Source organism: Mycobacterium sp. (genome assembly GCF_051006775.1).
In the GTDB taxonomy this organism is placed as follows: Bacteria; Actinomycetota; Actinomycetes; order Mycobacteriales; family Mycobacteriaceae; genus Mycobacterium.
The window spans coordinates 1-15,979 of sequence record NZ_JBPCSX010000015.1; the positions used below are offsets into that span (position 1 = coordinate 1).

The 15,979-nt window shown below is 67.4% G+C and carries 18 protein-coding genes; 6 read left to right on the plus strand and 12 right to left on the minus strand.

Annotation, left to right across the window (positions count from 1 at the left end; genetic code table 11):
• Nucleotides 1-198, plus strand: a 198-nt coding sequence (locus ACR2JI_RS00715) for an MspA family porin (protein ID WP_526386973.1), incomplete at its 5' end; no start/stop codon positions are given.
• A gap of 57 nt (nucleotides 199-255) precedes the next feature.
• Here ACR2JI_RS00715 and dapC read toward each other — a convergent pair.
• The 3 genes from dapC to ACR2JI_RS00730 form a co-directional block, all read right to left on the minus strand.
• Nucleotides 256-1,350 carry a succinyldiaminopimelate transaminase gene (gene dapC / locus ACR2JI_RS00720; protein WP_526387069.1) on the minus strand — a complete coding sequence of 365 codons (1,095 nt, stop codon included), beginning with the start codon at nucleotides 1,348-1,350 and terminating at the stop codon, nucleotides 256-258.
• 47 nt (nucleotides 1,351-1,397) lie between these two features.
• Entirely contained in the window at nucleotides 1,398-1,724 is a 327-nt protein-coding gene (fdxA, locus tag ACR2JI_RS00725; protein WP_526386975.1) for a ferredoxin, read from the minus strand.
• A 206-nt stretch (nucleotides 1,725-1,930) separates the two neighbouring features.
• A complete protein-coding gene (locus ACR2JI_RS00730) occupies nucleotides 1,931-4,450 on the minus strand; it encodes a bifunctional FO biosynthesis protein CofGH (RefSeq protein WP_526386977.1) in 2,520 nt (839 codons plus the stop codon).
• Between the two features lie 121 nt (nucleotides 4,451-4,571).
• Here ACR2JI_RS00730 and ACR2JI_RS00735 point away from each other — a divergent pair, with 121 nt between their 5' ends.
• On the plus strand, nucleotides 4,572-5,372 hold the full coding sequence (locus ACR2JI_RS00735; RefSeq protein ID WP_526386979.1) for a hypothetical protein: 801 nt from the start codon (nucleotides 4,572-4,574) through the stop codon (nucleotides 5,370-5,372).
• 12 nt (nucleotides 5,373-5,384) lie between these two features.
• Here the strand turns inward: ACR2JI_RS00735 and ACR2JI_RS00740 are convergent, their stop codons facing one another.
• The 6 genes from ACR2JI_RS00740 to ACR2JI_RS00765 all read right to left on the minus strand — a co-directional run bounded on the left by ACR2JI_RS00740 (nucleotide 5,385) and on the right by ACR2JI_RS00765 (nucleotide 11,602).
• Entirely contained in the window at nucleotides 5,385-5,771 is a 387-nt protein-coding gene (locus ACR2JI_RS00740; protein WP_526386981.1) for a hypothetical protein, read from the minus strand.
• Complete coding sequence (mshB, locus tag ACR2JI_RS00745; protein WP_526386983.1) at nucleotides 5,768-6,637, minus strand: N-acetyl-1-D-myo-inositol-2-amino-2-deoxy-alpha-D-glucopyranoside deacetylase; 870 nt, start codon at nucleotides 6,635-6,637, stop codon at nucleotides 5,768-5,770. Before mshB ends, ACR2JI_RS00740 begins: the two co-directional genes overlap by 4 nt.
• 159 nt (nucleotides 6,638-6,796) lie before the next feature.
• The gene (locus ACR2JI_RS00750) at nucleotides 6,797-8,659 is read right to left on the minus strand and encodes an ABC transporter family substrate-binding protein (RefSeq protein WP_526386985.1); all 1,863 of its coding nucleotides are present in this window, start codon (nucleotides 8,657-8,659) and stop codon (nucleotides 6,797-6,799) included.
• Between the two features lie 37 nt (nucleotides 8,660-8,696).
• Nucleotides 8,697-10,610 (minus strand): translational GTPase TypA, encoded by a 1,914-nt coding sequence (gene typA, locus ACR2JI_RS00755; protein WP_526386987.1) that lies wholly within the window; start codon nucleotides 10,608-10,610, stop codon nucleotides 8,697-8,699.
• The gene (locus ACR2JI_RS00760; RefSeq protein ID WP_526386989.1) at nucleotides 10,607-11,209 is read right to left on the minus strand and encodes a hypothetical protein; all 603 of its coding nucleotides are present in this window, start codon (nucleotides 11,207-11,209) and stop codon (nucleotides 10,607-10,609) included. Before ACR2JI_RS00760 ends, typA begins: the two co-directional genes overlap by 4 nt.
• 3 nt (nucleotides 11,210-11,212) lie before the next feature.
• A complete protein-coding gene (locus tag ACR2JI_RS00765; RefSeq protein WP_526386991.1) occupies nucleotides 11,213-11,602 on the minus strand; it encodes a (deoxy)nucleoside triphosphate pyrophosphohydrolase in 390 nt (129 codons plus the stop codon).
• Nucleotides 11,603-11,627: 25 nt separating this feature from the next.
• On the opposite strand from ACR2JI_RS00765, the gene ACR2JI_RS00770 reads away from it, so the two are divergent.
• A complete protein-coding gene (locus tag ACR2JI_RS00770) occupies nucleotides 11,628-11,915 on the plus strand; it encodes a 4a-hydroxytetrahydrobiopterin dehydratase (protein WP_526386993.1) in 288 nt (95 codons plus the stop codon).
• Here the strand turns inward: ACR2JI_RS00770 and ACR2JI_RS00775 are convergent.
• Nucleotides 11,890-13,113, minus strand: a complete 1,224-nt coding sequence (locus ACR2JI_RS00775; protein WP_526386995.1) for a mannosyltransferase — start codon at nucleotides 13,111-13,113, stop codon at nucleotides 11,890-11,892. The genes ACR2JI_RS00770 and ACR2JI_RS00775 overlap by 26 nt on opposite strands.
• A gap of 144 nt (nucleotides 13,114-13,257) precedes the next feature.
• Here ACR2JI_RS00775 and ACR2JI_RS00780 point away from each other — a divergent pair, with 144 nt between their 5' ends.
• From ACR2JI_RS00780 to ACR2JI_RS00790, 3 genes are read left to right on the plus strand one after another with little or no spacing between them, the layout of a single operon-like run.
• The gene (locus tag ACR2JI_RS00780) at nucleotides 13,258-13,845 is read left to right on the plus strand and encodes a hypothetical protein (RefSeq protein WP_526386997.1); all 588 of its coding nucleotides are present in this window, start codon (nucleotides 13,258-13,260) and stop codon (nucleotides 13,843-13,845) included.
• 55 nt (nucleotides 13,846-13,900) lie between these two features.
• Nucleotides 13,901-14,953: an Rv1157c family protein gene (locus ACR2JI_RS00785; RefSeq protein WP_526386999.1), complete on the plus strand. Its 1,053-nt coding sequence runs from the start codon at nucleotides 13,901-13,903 to the stop codon at nucleotides 14,951-14,953.
• A gap of 30 nt (nucleotides 14,954-14,983) precedes the next feature.
• Nucleotides 14,984-15,193, plus strand: a complete 210-nt coding sequence (locus tag ACR2JI_RS00790) for a hypothetical protein (RefSeq protein ID WP_526387001.1) — start codon at nucleotides 14,984-14,986, stop codon at nucleotides 15,191-15,193.
• An 18-nt stretch (nucleotides 15,194-15,211) separates the two neighbouring features.
• Here the strand turns inward: ACR2JI_RS00790 and ACR2JI_RS00795 are convergent, their stop codons facing one another.
• Together ACR2JI_RS00795 and ACR2JI_RS00800 are read right to left on the minus strand one after the other, a co-directional pair.
• On the minus strand, nucleotides 15,212-15,358 hold the full coding sequence (locus ACR2JI_RS00795) for a DUF1059 domain-containing protein (protein ID WP_526387003.1): 147 nt from the start codon (nucleotides 15,356-15,358) through the stop codon (nucleotides 15,212-15,214).
• Nucleotides 15,355-15,933, minus strand: a complete 579-nt coding sequence (locus ACR2JI_RS00800; RefSeq protein ID WP_526387005.1) for an HhH-GPD-type base excision DNA repair protein — start codon at nucleotides 15,931-15,933, stop codon at nucleotides 15,355-15,357. The genes ACR2JI_RS00795 and ACR2JI_RS00800 overlap by 4 nt, the downstream gene beginning before the upstream one ends.
• Nucleotides 15,934-15,979: the final 46 nt, after the last annotated feature.

Here is a 15,979-nt window from a genome sequence, read left to right on the forward strand (position 1 = left end):
GGTAACGGCCCCGGTATTCAGGAGGTTGCGACGTTCTCGGTGGATGTCGAGGGCGCGGCGGGGTCGGTGGCGGTGTCCAATGCCCACGGCACCGTGACCGGTGCCGCCGGTGGTGTGCTGCTGCGGCCCTTCGCCCGGCTGATCTCCAAGTCCGGTGACAGCGTCACCACCTACGGCGAACCATGGGACATGAAGTAGCCCGAGCCACTTCGCGGACATGGATTAGCCGCAGCTACTTCGCGGACATGAAGTAGGTCAGGACGCCAAACGCTGGGCGGCGGCCGCAATCCGCTCATCGGTGGCGGTCATCGCCACCCGGATATGGCTCGCCCCGGCCGGCCCGTAGAACTCACCGGGCGCAACCAGGATTCCGCGCTCGGCGAGCCAGGCCACCGTCGCCCGGCACGGCTCCCCACGGGTGGCCCACAGGTACAACCCGGCATCGGAGTACTCCACGGTGAACCCGGCACCCCTGAAGGCATCCAGCAACACCGTCCGGCGGCGCGCATACCGGTCCCGCTGGGCGATCGCGTGTTCATCGTCGTCCAGTGCGGCCACCATCGCGGCCTGCACTGGGCCGGGCACCATCATCCCGGCGTGTTTGCGCACGGCGAGCAGTTCAGCCACCACCCCGGCGTCACCGGCGACGAAACCCGACCGGTAACCCGCCAGCGATGAACTCTTGGACAGTGAGTGCACGGCCAGCAGTCCGGTGTGGTCTCCGCCGCACACCGATGGGTGCAGCACCGAATACGGCTGCTCATCCCAGCCCAGGCCCAGATAGCACTCATCGGAGACCACCAGTGACCCGCGCTCTCGCGCCCACTCGACCACCTTGCGCAGGTGGTCGGTGCCGAGCACACGGCCGGTCGGATTACTCGGCGAGTTGAGGTAGATGATCGCCGGAATGCGCGGCCCGAGTTGGGTCAGTGAGTCCGCCGCGATCACCTGCGCACCGGCCAGCCGCGCGCCGACCTCATAGGTCGGGTAGGCCAATTCCGGGATCACCACCGAATCGTCGGCGCCCAGACCCATCAGGGTCGGCAGCCAGGCGATGAGTTCCTTCGTGCCGATCACCGGCAATACGGCGTGTTCGGCCAGACCGGTGATTCCGTAGCGGCGGGCAAGCGCCGCCACCGCGGACGCCCGAAGTTCCGGAGTACCGGCGGTCCAGGGATATCCCGGGACCGCGGATGCCTCCGCAAGGGCCGCTCGGATGACGGGTGCCACCGGATCGACCGGTGTGCCCACCGAGAGGTCCACGATGCCGTCCGGGTGCGCACGCGCGACGGCGGAGACCTCCACCAGGGTGTCCCAGGGGAACACCGGCAGCGACTGCGAGACCCGCAGCAGCCCGCGGGCACCGCGCGCCCGCGACGAGGCCGAAGTGTGCGGCGTCAGTCGTCCTCGCCCTTGGGCGGCAGGTCCTTGACCACCTGCGGATCGTTCTCCGTCAGTCCGACCTTGGAAGCCCCGCCCGGCGAGCCGAGTTCAGCGAAGAAATCCGCGTTGATCGCGGTGTACTGCGCCGACTGCTCCGGAACGTCGTCCTCGTAGTAGATGGCCTCGACCGGACACACCGGCTCGCAGGCACCGCAGTCCACGCACTCGTCGGGGTGGATGTAGAGCATCCGCGCACCCTCATAGATGCAGTCGACGGGACACTCCTCGATGCACGCCTTGTCTTTGATGTCGACGCAAGCTTCGGTGATCGTGTACGTCACGGAGGTTCTCCTTGATGTCCTCGTCGTATATCTGTGGTCCGCGGGCGACCGGAGCAATCAGTGTGCCCTACGGCCGGTTCCCGCCGCTGATACTAGGGCGTGGTGCCGTCCCGAGCCCACCACGCTACTTGATCGGACTCCGCGGTTCGGTCACCTCGGCGTCCATCGGAGGGAAAAACCACCCGCGACGTGCCGCGAATCCCGACTCACGCGGCGCGGGTGGCGTAGGTGGTGGTGCGTTGGCGGGCCGGACGGCCGATCCCCTCGGCAATCGCCACCAGCTCGGCGACGGTCTTGGACGATCCGAACTCCGAGCCCGCCATCCTGGAGATGGTCTCCTCCATCAGGGTTCCGCCGAGATCATTCGCGCCACCGTTGAGCATCACCTGGGTGCGCTCGGCGCCGAGCTTGACCCAGCTGGTCTGGATATTCGAGATGCGCCGATGCAGCATGATCCGGGCCAGCGCGTGAACCGCGCGATTATCGCGGTGGGTAGGGCCCGGACGGGCCGCACCCGCCAGATACAGCGGGGAGGACTGGTGCACGAACGGCAGCGGTACGAATTCGGTGAATCCACCTGTGCGGTCCTGAATTCCGCGTAGGACGTTGAGATGCGCCACCCAGTGCGCGGGTGTGTCCACGTGGCCGTACATCATCGTCGAACTCGACCGCAGTCCCACCTCATGGGCGGTGCTGACGATCTCAACCCACAGCGAGGTGGGCAGCTTGCCCTTGGTGAGGACCCATCGCACCTCGTCGTCGAGTATCTCCGCGGCGGTTCCCGGGATGGTGTCCAGTCCCGCTTCCCGCAAGAGAAGCAACCACTCGCGAATCCCCATGCCACTCTTGGTCACGCCGTTGGCGATCTCCATCGGCGAGAACGCGTGAACGTGCATCGACGGAACCCGCTCCTTGACCGCGCGAACCAGATCGCCGTACGCGGTTACCGGCAGTTCCGGGTCGATCCCACCCTGCATGCAGACCTCCGTCGCGCCGGCGACGTGGGCCTCCCAGGCGCGGTCGGCCACATCCCGGGCGGACAGCGAGAACGCGTCCGCATCACCCTTGCGCTGGGCGAACGCACAGAACCGGCATCCGGTGTAGCAGATGTTGGTGAAGTTGATATTGCGGTTCACCACGAAGGTGACGTCATCGCCGACGGCGTCTCTGCGGAGCGAATCCGCAAGAGCCGCAACCGCATCCAGTGCGGCGCCGTCAGCTCCTGCCAAGGCGAGATACTCCGCGTCGCTACAGCCGGCCGGATCGCGTTCAGCCGAGCGAAGGGCGGCCGCCACATCGGTATCGATCCGTTCCGGTGCCCTTGCCGCCAGTTCACCGACCCGGTCGCGAATGGACTCCCAGTCACCGAAGGCACTCTCCAGATCGCTTCGGGTGACCGAACGTCGTCCCTCCTCGTCGATGGCGGTGTTCAGGTCGACCCGGCCGAGTGATCCGGCGGCCTCGTCGGGCTCCTGCCAGGGTCGGCCGACCGGATTGACATCGAGCGCATAGCCGGTGTCCGGATCCGCGAGCGCCCAGACGTGGGCTGCCACCCTGGGATCGATCCACGCCGCAGCGGCCTGGATGTACTTGGGCTGCACCGTCAGCCGTTGCACCAGTTCGTATCCGGCCTCGGCCGTCACCGCGGCGAGTTCGTCCAGTGCCGGCCAGGGTCGTTCGGGGTTGACGTAATCGGGGGTCAGCGGGGAGACCCCACCCCAGTCGTCGACACCGGCACCGACCAGCGCCAGACACTCGGCCCTCGAGACCAGATTGGGTGGAGCCTGCACGCGCATGTCGGGTCCGAGAACCAAACGCGTCACGGCGACGGTCGCGACGAAGTCATCGAAATCGGCATCCGGAACACCGGCCATCGCGGTGCGGTCCTTGGCGCGGAAGTTCTGCACGATCACTTCCTGGATGTGACCGAATTCCTTGTGAACCTGCCGGATCGCATGGACGGTGTCAGCCCGCTCGTCCAGCGTCTCGCCGATGCCGATCAGCAGCCCGGTGGTGAACGGGATGGACAGCCGTCCGGCGTCGGTGAGCGTGCGCAGGCGTACCGCGGGGTCTTTGTCGGGACTGCCGTAGTGAGCAAGCCCCTTTGTCTCGAACAACCGCCGGGAGGTGGTCTCGAGCATCATTCCCATCGACGGCGCAACGGGTTTCAGACCCGAGAGCTCAGTCCAGCTCATGACTCCGGGATTGAGATGGGGAAGCAGTCCGGTCTCCTCCAGCACCCGGATCGCCATAGCTCGCAGATACGCCAGCGTCGAGTCGTACCCCCGCTCGTCGAGCCACTGGCGCGCCTCCGGCCAGCGGGCCTCCGGACGGTCGCCGAGGGTGAAAAGCGCCTCTTTGCAACCCATTCCGGCGCCCCGCCGGGCGATGTCGAGGATCTCCTCAGGCTCCAGGTAGAAACCCCGGCCCTCAGCGCGCAACTTCCCCGGCACCGTCACGAACGTGCAGTAGTGGCAGGTGTCGCGACACAGGTGGGTCATCGGAATGAAGACTTTGCGCGAGTAGGACACCGGGAGCCCGCCCCCGGACCCGGTCCGCCCGGCGGACCGCAGTCCGGCGTCCCGCACCCGTGCAGCACTGGCGCACAGGTCAGCGAGGTCCTCCCCCCGGGCGGCCATCGCTATCGCCGCCTCGGCCGCGTTGAGAGCCACACCATCGCGGGCCCGCCGCAGAACTCGGCGGAGCGCAGCGGACGACATGGTCATCACGGTATACCTGAGCCCCGAGCCCGGCTTTCCGGTAGCTCGGCGCCCTCAGCGGAACTGTGAATTTCTCAGTTTCCGACGTACACTCGCCGCACTGCCCCAGCAAACTATGAGGTGTGCAATGAGCCAGTCCGCCGGATTGTCAGCACGTTCGTTTCTGATCGCAGGCGTGAGCGCGGCGATGGTCGGCGCCGCGGCGCTGACCCCGGTGACCGCATCGCAGCCTGCCACGGCATCGCTGCCGGCGCTGCGCGTCGTTTCCCCGGAGGTCCAGCTCACCGCAGGCGGCGATGTGATCATCGCCGCCTACACCGCGATCCAGCCCTGGGTCGCCTACGGCTTCGAGCTGGCCGACTATGCGCTGAGCTTCGTGCCCGGCCTCTGGTGGATCGCTCCGGCCGTCGACCTTGCGTACTTCACCGCCCAGCCGGTGGTGGAGAGCCTGGTGTACAGCTTTGCCTATCTGCTCGACGGCAACTTCACCGCGATCGGCCCGACCGTGACACTGGGAGTGCAGACCGCGGTCCAAAACTTCATCGAATACGCCATCGCCTGGATCGGCAGCCTGGTGCCACTGCCGCCGCTGCCGCCGTTCCCGCCGCTCCCGGGCGCCGCGCTGAGTGCACCGGCGGCCGTCCGCGCCGTGACGGTCCGCGCGGCCGGGCACGTCGCGACCGCTGCCGCTGAGGCCGAGGCTCCGGCTGACACACCGGCCGTCGCCGAAACTCCGGCTGACACACCGGCCGTCGCCGAGGCTCCGGCTGAAGCCGCGACGACGGCGACCGCCGCGCCCCGCTCCCGTCGTGACGCCGCCCAGGTCGGCGCCCGGGCTCCGCGGGCCGCAGCACCGGCGGCTACCGCCGGAACCGACGCTCCGGCGACCAACAAGGCTTCCGCGAGCAAGTCTCGCCGAGCCGCCTAGCGGGCTGACGGGTCAGAAGTCCCGACGGAGCAGATAGGCAGCCGGAAGGGCGCCGAGTAACAGGAAGATCGGCGCCGAGTAGGCCATCACGCCGTGGCCACCGAACACCACGTCGCCCCCGGGACCGCCGAGGCTGAAAACCGCGAAGGTCGCCAGCCAGGTCCACAGTGGTAGGGCGGCCAATCCTTTCGAGTCCGTCCAGTGGCCGGCCGCCCAGACCAAAGCGGCATTGAGCAGTCCGCTCAACACGGCGCTGACGGGGACCGGGATCCGCCCCACATACAGCGGGAGCAGTAGGGCGCCGGCAATAGCCGACAGAACACCGTCAATAGCCAGCAGTGTCAGCACGAGGCCGGAAACCCAATCAGAATGTTGTCGAGCACGATCCCCGACCGTCATTCCGAACCGAACTCCAGTCCGGCGAAAAGGTCGTTCTCCCAACCCTTTTCATCGATCTCGCCGGGCCGCCCCGACACCAGCACATAGTGTTCGGAGGCCAGCGTGGGAAGTATCAAATTGTTGGACAGCGTGAACGCACGCCCGGTCGGGCCGACTGACACCTGGGTCTGATGCGCTGTCATGGCGGCGACTTTCGCCGGCAGGTGTTCGGACCCGTCGACGACAGCGGTGATCTGGTCGTCCCGGAATCCGAAGCTGGCGTCCGCCGGCAACCGGATCCAGTCAGGTCGCACATCGGCGGAGTCCAGCGCGTTGATGCCGGCACGGAATGCGGTGGCGGCCGTGACGGTCCAATAGAACTTGGGCACGGCCCAGCGCCCCGCTGCCGCGGCGATCGCAGCCGTGGTGACCCGGTGGGCCTGGATGTGATCGGGATGTCCGTAGCCGCCGTCGGGGTCGTAGGTCACCACCACATGCGGCCGCAACTCTGCGATCTCGTCGGCGAGCTGGGCAACCAACACGTCGAAGTCAGCGTCGGCGAATGCTGTCGTCGCGCGTCGCGGCGTTCCGGGCATCCCCGAATCGCGCCAGCGGCCGGCGCCGCCCAGGAATCGCGGATCGCGTACACCAAGCGCACGCAGAGCAGCAGTCAGCTCCCCGATCCGATAGCCACCCAACTGATCGGCGTGATCCACCCCGAGCCCGGCCCAGCGATCGCCGATCACCTCACCCTCCTCCCCGAGGGTGCAGGTGATGACGGTGACCTCGGCGCCAGCGGCGACATACCGGGCGATGGTCACCCCGTTGTTGATGGTCTCGTCATCGGGATGGGCGTGCACGAACAGCAGCCGCCGGACAGCGGGCATAGTCCCTCCCTGCCTACGTCGACGATCGTCGGCGTCACCCTACCGACTCCAACGGCGGTGAGTATCGATCGACCATCGAGACGATCCAGACACCTCGGGTCCGGGGCCGCGCACTCCGCCAACCGCCGGCCGGCAACAGCCGCGGCGAACGTCAGCCGACTAGCCGCCGTCCTTCGACCAGGTGCCGGCATCACCGACGATTCCGACCTGCACCGCCCCGGACAGGCTGACGTCACCGACGCTGGGCCCGGCGGCAACGATCGTGGTGTCCTGCATGATCGGCAACACCGTCGCCATCGCCCATAACCGAGGCTCGACGGCTGCGATCACATCGCTGACGTTGAGCGAACCATCCAGTGCACCATCTATTTTCGACTGAATACTGCGGTCGCAGATTCCGGTCAGGTTGGATGGCGCACGCACCAGTGGTGCGGCATCCGGGCTGTTGGGCACCGGACGCGTCGTCGACGATGCGGGAGCAGACGGCAGTGGACGCCGTCCCGTGGCAGCCGGCACGGTGGGCACCGGTGAGGCCTCAAGGGCCGGGCAGCCGAACCGCGACGCCAACGCCGTCGCAAGGTCACCACCCGCGGCATGCCAGCCGACGATCGCATCGACACGGTTGTTGACCAGTGCCGTGCCGTACAGCACCGGTGGGTCCAGGGGCAGCACAGTCGCGGCGATACCGACACTGCGCAACTGGTCGGCCGCGGTGTTGGCCACAGCTACCGAGGTGGGGTCATTGGCGGCAGCACCGATCACCAGAGCCAGTGTCTCGCCGTCCTTGCTGATCCGTCCGCGGGTGGTCGCCGGCCGAAGCGGACCGCTCACACCGGGACCGGCCGGCGGCGGCGGAACCGGAGACTCCCCCGCGCTGCCGTCGACTTGATAACCGGCTTTGGCCAACAGTGCCAACGCGCCGTCCTTGCCTACCGTCGGCGGGGCGGTGGGCAGGTAGCCCGGATCGCTCGGTGAGCGTACTAGCGCCCGGTCCAGCGTGACGGAATTGTCACTGCCGGTCCCGACAGCGGCCAGCAGATCAACGTCGAGAAGTCCCAGGATCGCCTTGCGCACAACGGGATCGGCCAACTTGGGTTCCTGGGCACGAAGGATCAACTGCATGGTCCGCGGCGTGACGATGCGGGCAGTGCGCACATCAGGTATCGCCGACAGCTGAGCGAAGGCGGCAGCCCCGCCGTGTACCTGGGCAACCTGGGTGTCACCGTTGCGGATCGAGTCGGCCAGCGCGGCCGGCACCCCGGCACGCCGGAACAGGATCTGGTCCGGTTTAGCCGGCACCCCCCAGAACCGGTCGTTGCGGGCCAGCAGAATCTCATCGCGCTGCGGGTCGATCGTGTCCACCCGGAACTGTCCACCGGTGACCTGCATAGCCTTGGCCAGACCTGCCCCGAAACCACCCGGGACATCCTTGACGATGTGGGCGGGCAGCAGATCGTTGAACAACTCCCGCCACGCGGGATAGGGCTGAGAGAAAGTCACCACGGCCGTCTTGCCACCGTCGACCGACTGGACGCCGGTGATCAGGTCATAGCCGGCCGGATCGGTCACACCGGGTTGGCTGACCATCTGACGCCACAGATACCAGAAGTCGTCGGCGGCGATCGGGGCGTTGTCGGTCCAGGCCGCCTCGGGGCGGATCTTGTAGGTCACCGTGAACGGGCTGACGCCGGTGACATCGGCGGAAACCAGCAGCGTCGGGTCCATCTCCCAGCGTGACCCGGTCGCGGTCGCCGGATCTGGAACCGGCCGGAAGGAACTGGGGAACACCAGCGAACTGATGGCCGCGTTGACCGGCGACTGATCCGACAGCAGGTGCGGGTTGAAGCCCGCGCCGATCGAGTCGATCGCCATGATGATCTGCGCCGCTTTCGGCGCCGGTGCGGCGGGTTGCGCCGTTGCCGTGCTCTGCGGCGCCGGCGGCGGATCAACGGTGCACGCGGCCAGCAGGACCACGAACAGTAGCGCGCCTGCGGTTGGCAGCCTGCGCGGTCGTACTGGCACGTCCTTCAGGGTATCGACCTGCACCGGGATTACCCGGTTACGCCTTCTGCGCCTTCGCCCGCGACCGGTTGCGGCCGCGGGTGGTGGCGTCCAGCTCGGCTTTGCGCACCCGCACGATCTCCGGTGTGACCTCGACGCATTCGTCCTCGGCGCAGAACTCCATGGCCTGTTCCAGGCCGAGCTCCAGCGGACGGGCCAGCGTCTCCATCACGTCGGCCGTCGAGGAACGCATATTGGTCAGCTTCTTCTCCCGGGTGACGTTGACGTCGAGGTCCTCGGCGCGCGGATTGATGCCGACGACGTGACCCTCGTAGGTCTCATCGCCGGGTTCGACGAAGAACTGGCCGCGGTCGGCCAACTGGATCATGGCGAACGGGGTCACCGAACCGCTGCGGTCACTCACCAGCGAACCGGTGTGCCGGGCACGGATCTCCCCGGCCCATGGCCGATACCCGTCGAACACCGCGTTGGCGATACCGGTGCCACGGGTCAGCGTCAGGAAGTCGGTGCGGAACCCGATGAGCCCGCGGCTGGGCACGATGAAGTCCATCCGGACCCAACCGGCCGCGTGGTTGGCCATCTCCTCCATCCGGCCCTTGCGCGCGGCCATCAGCTGTGTGACCGCGCCGACGAACTCTTCCGGGCAGTCGATGGTCATCGCCTCGAACGGCTCGTGCCGCTTGCCGTCGATGGTGCGGGTGACCACCTGCGGCTTGCCGACGGTCAGCTCGAAACCCTCCCGGCGCATCTGCTCGACCAGGACGGCCAACGCCAGCTCGCCGCGGCCCTGCACCTCCCAGGCGTCGGGGCGGCCGATATCGACGACCTTGATCGAGACGTTGCCGACCAGTTCGGTGTCCAGCCGCGATTTCACCATGCGGGCGGTCAGCTTGTGCCCGGAAACCTTGCCGGCCAGCGGCGAGCTGTTGGTGCCGATCGTCACCGAGATGGCCGGCTCATCGACGGTGATGCGCGGCAGGGCGTGCGCGTGGTCGGGGTCGGCCAGGGTGTCACCGATCATGATCTCCGGCATACCGGCAACGGCGACGATGTCCCCGGCGACGGCCTCGTCGGTCGGATTGCGCTCGACGCCGACGGTGGCCAGGAGTTCGGTGATCTTGGCGGAGGTGATGACCGGAAGCCCATCGACCTCGCGCATCCAGGCGACCTGCTGACCCTTGCGCAGCTTGCCCTTGTAGATACGGATGAGCGCCAGCCGGCCCAGGAAGGCCGAGGCGTCGAGATTGGTCACCAGGGCCTGCAGCGGCGCCTTCGGGTCCCCCTGCGGGGGCGGGATGTGCTCGAGCAACACATCGAACAGCGGGTCGAGGTTCTCGCCCTCCGGATTCTCACCGTTGGCCGGCTGTACGGTGCTGGCCACCCCGGCGCGACCGGAGGCGAACAGGGTGGGCAGTCCGAGCGCGTGTTCGGCGGCCTGCTGAGCCTCGGCGTCAAGATCGGAGGCGACGTCGAGCAACAGGTCGTGACTCTCCGAGACGACCTCTTCGATGCGGGCGTCGGGACGGTCGGTCTTGTTGACCACCAGGATCACCGGCAGATGCGCGGCCAGCGCCTTGCGGAGTACGAAACGAGTCTGCGGCAGCGGCCCCTCGGAGGCGTCGACCAGCAACAGCACCCCGTCGACCATGGACAGCCCGCGTTCGACCTCGCCACCGAAGTCGGCGTGGCCCGGGGTGTCGATGACGTTGATCACGGTCATACCGCCGTCCGGGTGATGGCGGTGCACGGCGGTGTTCTTCGCCAGGATCGTGATGCCCTTTTCCTTCTCCAGATCCCCGGAGTCCATCAGGCGTTCGACGGCGTCATCGCCGCGGTGGCTCAGCGCCCCCGACTGCCGCAACATGGCGTCCACCAGGGTGGTCTTACCGTGGTCGACGTGCGCCACGATGGCGACGTTTCGAAAGTCATGCCGGGTATCAGCGCTAGTCACACCGGTGATTGTCTCAGTGTGGGTGCCGGTTTGCGAAAACGCGGCAGCGCCAGTAGGGCGGCGACCAGGAAGCACAGCGCTCCGAGGAAGGTCCCGAAGTTGGCCAGCCACTGATCCTCGGTGACCCCGGAGTGCTTGACGAACCCCGCCAGCGCTGAGACCCCGAAGGCAACACAACCGGCCAGGTTGATCCACGCGTTTCGCCGGTCCGGGCGGGTGCAGGACGCCCCCAGTGCGCCGATCGCGAGCACCCCGCTGACCAGGAAGGCGACCGAGCCGAAGACGTCCGGGGTCCATACCAGATGTCGTCGCTCCGGTATCGAGTGCAACCACACCGCCGCCGCGGTGCTGACGTTGAACAGCACGGTGCCGCCGAACTGCACCGCCGCGGAATACCACCCGAGCGTGCCTTCTTCTCCGGAGAGTCTCAATTGCATCCACGCCGCCGTCGTGAAAAACCACGAGCCGATGAAGCACAGCAGATTGCTCGCACCTGCGCCGACCTCCACGGCGAAACGCGGTGCACATCCGATGGCGAAGAACGCCGAACCCGCGGCGAAGAGCCAGCACTGACGCGACAGACTCGGTTGAAGACGCACCCGTCAGCCGAGTTCGGTCAGCCGGTGGTGCAGTGCCGGCAGCCAGGCGCGGTCGGCCGGGACCCAGGGCAGGGCGTCGAGATCGGCGTCACTCACCCAGCGCAGTGCGCGGTGGTCATGCGGATGCAGGGTGCCGCCGGTCTGTTCCACCGCATAGGCACGCAAAACCAGACCATCGCCGAGTGGGACGTCGGCTCCGACCCGATCACCGACGGCGACGTCGATACCGAGTTCCTCGCGCAGTTCGCGGGCCAGTGCAGCGGCCTCGGTCTCCCCCGCCGCCACCTTCCCGCCCGGCAGTTCCCACAACCCGGCCAACTCCGGCGGCCGTTGCCGCTGAGCCACCAGCAATGTCGAGCCGGAGATCAGCGCTCCCGCGACGACGACCTGCATGGCGTGTGACGGTATACCGTTGGGTATGGCCGTGTTGACTGATTCCGAAGTAGCCGACGCTGTAGCGACGTTGGAGGGCTGGCAGCACACAGACGGCGCATTGCGACGATCGGTGACCTTCGGGTCATTCCTGGACGGGATCGAGGGGGTACGCCGGGTCGCCGATCTGGCCGAGCGTGCTGATCATCATCCCGATATCGACATCCGTTGGCGGACAGTTACTTTGACGCTGGTCACCCACTCCGAGGGTGGGATCACCGACAAGGATGTGGCCTTGGCCCGACAGATCAACGGCTCGCTGGGCGACCGCTGATCGCGATCCACCCCAGGGTGGCCAGCGTGGCGACGATATAGACCAGACCCGACCAGGCCAGGTACCACGGCCGGTCAATCTGCCAGATGGTCGGCTGGGCGAAGCTCAGCAGCCACGGCACTCCGACCACGGTCAGCAGCAGCCATGTCCAACCAAGTGCCCTCGACCCGCGCCGACTGCACCATGGTCCGTCAAAAAGCCAGATCATCAACGGCACCAACCAGATCCAGTGATGTGTCCAGGAGATGGGCGAGATCAGCAGGCCGAACAACTCGACCACCAGCAGCGAACCCAACCGGTCCCGATCGGTGCTACCCGTCCACGTCGCACCGAGCGCCCGCCAGGCCAACGCCGCGAGAACGGCCGTCACGGCGATCCCGGCCAAAACCTGCGGTCCGTAGCCGGCATCCTGGCCCAGGATCCGCGAGATTCCGCCCCGCCAGGACTGGTTGAAGGACGTTCCGATCGGGCCGACCCGGCTGGCGTCACCCAGTAGATCGGTGAAGTAGTACCGGGCCTGCTGGCCGATCACCGCCAACGAAAATACAACCGTGCCGGCGAATATCACGGCAGCGAAAACCGCTGTGCCCCAGCGACGCACGCCCAGGAAGTACAGTCCGCTGATCGCCGGGGTGAGCTTGATTCCGGCCGCCACACCGACCAGCAGACCCGACAACCACCAACGCGTGCTGCTGACCGCCCACAGCACCGCCAGCACGAGGATCACATTGACCTGGCCGTAGTCGAATGTGCTGCGCAGTGGTTCGGTCCAGATGCCGAGCGCGGTCCACAGCATCGCCCGACGGTGGCCGCCGTCGGCCACCGCGGCCGGCGATATCAGCCGCTGGCTCAGCCGGACCACCCCGTAGAGCGCGGCGATGGTGCCGATCTGCCATCCGAAAGCCACCACCGCGAAGGGCAGCTTGCTCAGCGGATAGAACATCAGCGCCGCGAATGGCGGGTAGGTGAACGGCAGCGGGAAGTCAGGGGTCTGGTCGGCGTAGACGTAGGAGTACAGCGTCCCCGGAGCGTCCAGGGCCGCGGCACCGCCGAGATAGACGTGCAGATCCACGAAGTTCGCCCCATTGGGCACCAGGTAGGTCCAGCCCAGCCGGACCACGACGCTCAGCGCCAGCAGCACCGGTGCCAGCCGCGTCAGCACGACCCCGAAGGTGGTGCGCGACCCCGCCCTGGACATGGGGCGACTCTAGTGAGTAGGGCCCAGACCTCGTTAACGCATCACTCCAGTAACGGTTGAATAACCGCCACACGTGTCACTTGAGCAACTCCAGTAACGGGCTACCTTCGGGATCAAGGACCTGCAATCGAGGGAGTGCATCTCATGTCACGTTTCACAAAGCTGTTCGCCGCCAACGCGATTGCAGCCGCCGGACTCGGCGCCGCCGCAATCGCACTCAGCCCGTCCGCTGCTGCGGACCCGATCATCCCGCCGGCCGTGCCCGGCGTGCCCGGACTGGGCATGATTCAGCAACTCGCTTCCAACCCCGCCGGGGTCGGCGCGGTACTGCAGACCGCCGCCTCGGCGCTCAGTGGCGCCTCCTCGATCATCGGCGGCCCAGCGGCCTCCACGCTTCCGGTCTCGCCGATCGATATGCCCGGCGCCCTGCCCGGTGCGCTTCCCGGTGCGCTCCCCGCTGCGGTCCCGGCCGCCCAGGCTGTCACTCCGATGATCCCGGGTCAGAGTCTGGGCCAGACCGTCTTGCCACTGCTCAATCAGTTTGGGATTCCGGGCAGCCTGGCCAATCTGGCGCCGGCCAACATGCCGTTCCCGATCCAGATCGCTGACTCCGCGGCAGCGACTCCGGCCGCACCGTTGACCGCGCCGGCGGCTACCGCGCAGATTGCGGTGGCCCCTCCGGCCGGTGGCACGGCGATCAGCCCGCTGCCACTGCTCAACGCCCTTCCCTGACGCCCTGCCCTGACGCCCTGCCCTGACGCCGAACAACTGACAAGGGAGCAACATTGTGTTGCAGTTCGCCAAGCTGACCACCGGCCTGACCACAGCCGCCTGCATTGCAGCAGCTGTGGGCCTGAGCCCGGTGTCGGCCGCTGACCCGACCATCCCGTTGGATCCGGGTCAGCTGCCGGGCCTGGAGGCGGTTAAAAGTCTCAGCCCGGTGGTCGAGCAGGCGGCGGCCAATCCCTCGTCAGCCCAGCAGTTGTTGCTGGCCGCTGCCTCGCAGTTGGCCGGCAATGCCACCACTCCGCAGGGCTCGCTCTCGCTGGCCGAAGCGGTGGCCAAATTCGTCCAGAACGGTGGGGCCGCAAGCCTGGGGGGCGCACCCTCGGCCGCGGTGTCCCAGCAGGCGGCATCCGGCCTGCCGCACGGCACCGCGCCGCTGATGACCCCGGGGCCGGGCAACGGCCCGATCCCGCTCGAGCAGCACCTCCCGGCCGCCGGCGCCCTACCCGGCGCCCTGCCCGGCACGGAAGCGCATCTGCCGATCGGGATCGACCCGGCTCACTCGGTGGGCCCGGTCGCTGACGCCATGCCGGAAGTCCCGGTCATGGTGAACCCGGCGGCCGCGGCCGCCGCTGCCGCGCTGCCTGCTCCCGGGCCGGGTGTTCCGGCCCCCGCACCCGGTGCGGCACCGACATTCGACCCGAACACCCCGCCGACCCAGGACTTCATCTACCCGTCGATGAGCAACGGTTGCCTCAAGGACGGCGGCAACGTCATCGCCACCGCGATCGCGGTTGCCGGGCCGGCCACGATCCCCGCTCCCGGACCCGCCGCCGGCCAGACCGCCTACGTGTTCACCGCGGTCGGCACCCCGGCACCGGCCGCCGAGCAGAAACTTCCGCTCAACATCACCTGGGTCAACATCACCACCGGCCGCTCCGGAACCGCGACGCTCAAGCCCAACCCCGCCATCAATCCGGCCGGTCCGACCACGCTGACCGCCATTGTGGACACCGGTTCGGGCAGCATCATGTCGACGATCTTCGGCCAGGTGACGACTCTGGACAAGCAGTGCACATTCCTGCCGACGATCGGCTCCACCGTCGTTCCCTAGTCCCGATCCCCGGGTCTGAAGTGGGCTTCAATGAAAGCCCACGCCACGACGGACCAGCAGATGCTGGCCAGTGAAACACTCTGCAGCGCAACGCATGTCGGCATCGTGCCGATCCGTATGCCGACGGCCGACGCGGGTCCGGACTACGTCGGGGAGCGCTATCGGGACAGCCCTTCGGCTTTCGACGGGATGGGGCTTGACGTGACGGTGTGCGAGTACGCCGACGCTGCCCGATCTTGAGACGGTGCTGAACTTGGCTCAGTAGGCCATGAACAGGATGTGCTCGCGCTCGTACTCCATGCCCGGATGCGCCTCGGCGAGATGCTTCAGCGACAACTCGACGAGTTCGTCCTCGTCCTTGCCACGGATCGCCTCACCGCACGGGCAATTCAGATGTGTCTTCATGGCTTACCTGCTTTCTGCTGGGCCTTCATCTTCTTCTTGTACTCACGGACCCGCTCCAGCGACCCCTTGTCCACCACGTCGGCGACGGACATGTGGGTACCGGCCCTGCCGTAGTCGCCGGCGGCGGCGCGCCAGCCCCTCGGGGTCACACCGTACTGCTTACCCAGTAGCGACAGGAAGATCCTGGCCTTCTGCTCCCCGAAGCCCGGCAGCGCCTTGAGCCGACGCAGCACCTCGGCGCCGTCGGGATCGCCGTCGGTCCACAGTGCCGTGGTGTTCCCGCCGTAGGTATCGACCACCTCGCGGGCCAGATCCTGAATACGTTTGGCCATCGAACCCGGGAAGCGATGTACGGCCGGTGTTGCAGAGCAGAGCCGGGCGAACTCCTCCGGATCGCAGTCGGCGATTCGGTGCGGATCGACCGCACCAAGCCGGTCGGCGATCTTGCGGGGTCCCGCGAACGCCATCTCCATCGGCACCTGCTGATCCAGCAGCATTCCCAGCAGCAGGGCGAACGGGCTGTCCTCGAGGAGATGATCGGCCCCTGGGTCTCCGGTCAGATTGAGCTTCGGCACGCAACCAACCTAGCTCTGCTGTGTTCGTTAAGCGGAGTTCCTCCCT

Excerpts from the sequence above, each read along its gene's own strand:
- ACR2JI_RS00765 (WP_526386991.1), bottom strand. The coding sequence starts at position 11,602 with ATGCAGGTCGTCGTCGCGGGAGCGCTGATCTCCGGCTCGACATTGCTG.
- ACR2JI_RS00730 (WP_526386977.1), bottom strand. The coding sequence starts at position 4,450 with ATGACCATGTCGTCCGCTGCGCTCCGCCGAGTTCTGCGGCGGGCCCGC.
- mshB (WP_526386983.1), bottom strand. The coding sequence starts at position 6,637 with ATGCCCGCTGTCCGGCGGCTGCTGTTCGTGCACGCCCATCCCGATGAC.
- ACR2JI_RS00795 (WP_526387003.1), bottom strand. The coding sequence starts at position 15,358 with ATGAAGACACATCTGAATTGCCCGTGCGGTGAGGCGATCCGTGGCAAG.
- ACR2JI_RS00775 (WP_526386995.1), bottom strand. The coding sequence starts at position 13,113 with ATGTCCAGGGCGGGGTCGCGCACCACCTTCGGGGTCGTGCTGACGCGG.
- ACR2JI_RS00780 (WP_526386997.1), top strand. The coding sequence starts at position 13,258 with ATGTCACGTTTCACAAAGCTGTTCGCCGCCAACGCGATTGCAGCCGCC.
- ACR2JI_RS00735 (WP_526386979.1), top strand. The coding sequence starts at position 4,572 with ATGAGCCAGTCCGCCGGATTGTCAGCACGTTCGTTTCTGATCGCAGGC.
- ACR2JI_RS00740 (WP_526386981.1), bottom strand. The coding sequence starts at position 5,771 with ATGACGGTCGGGGATCGTGCTCGACAACATTCTGATTGGGTTTCCGGC.
- ACR2JI_RS00790 (WP_526387001.1), top strand. The coding sequence starts at position 14,984 with ATGAAAGCCCACGCCACGACGGACCAGCAGATGCTGGCCAGTGAAACA.
- ACR2JI_RS00770 (WP_526386993.1), top strand. The coding sequence starts at position 11,628 with ATGGCCGTGTTGACTGATTCCGAAGTAGCCGACGCTGTAGCGACGTTG.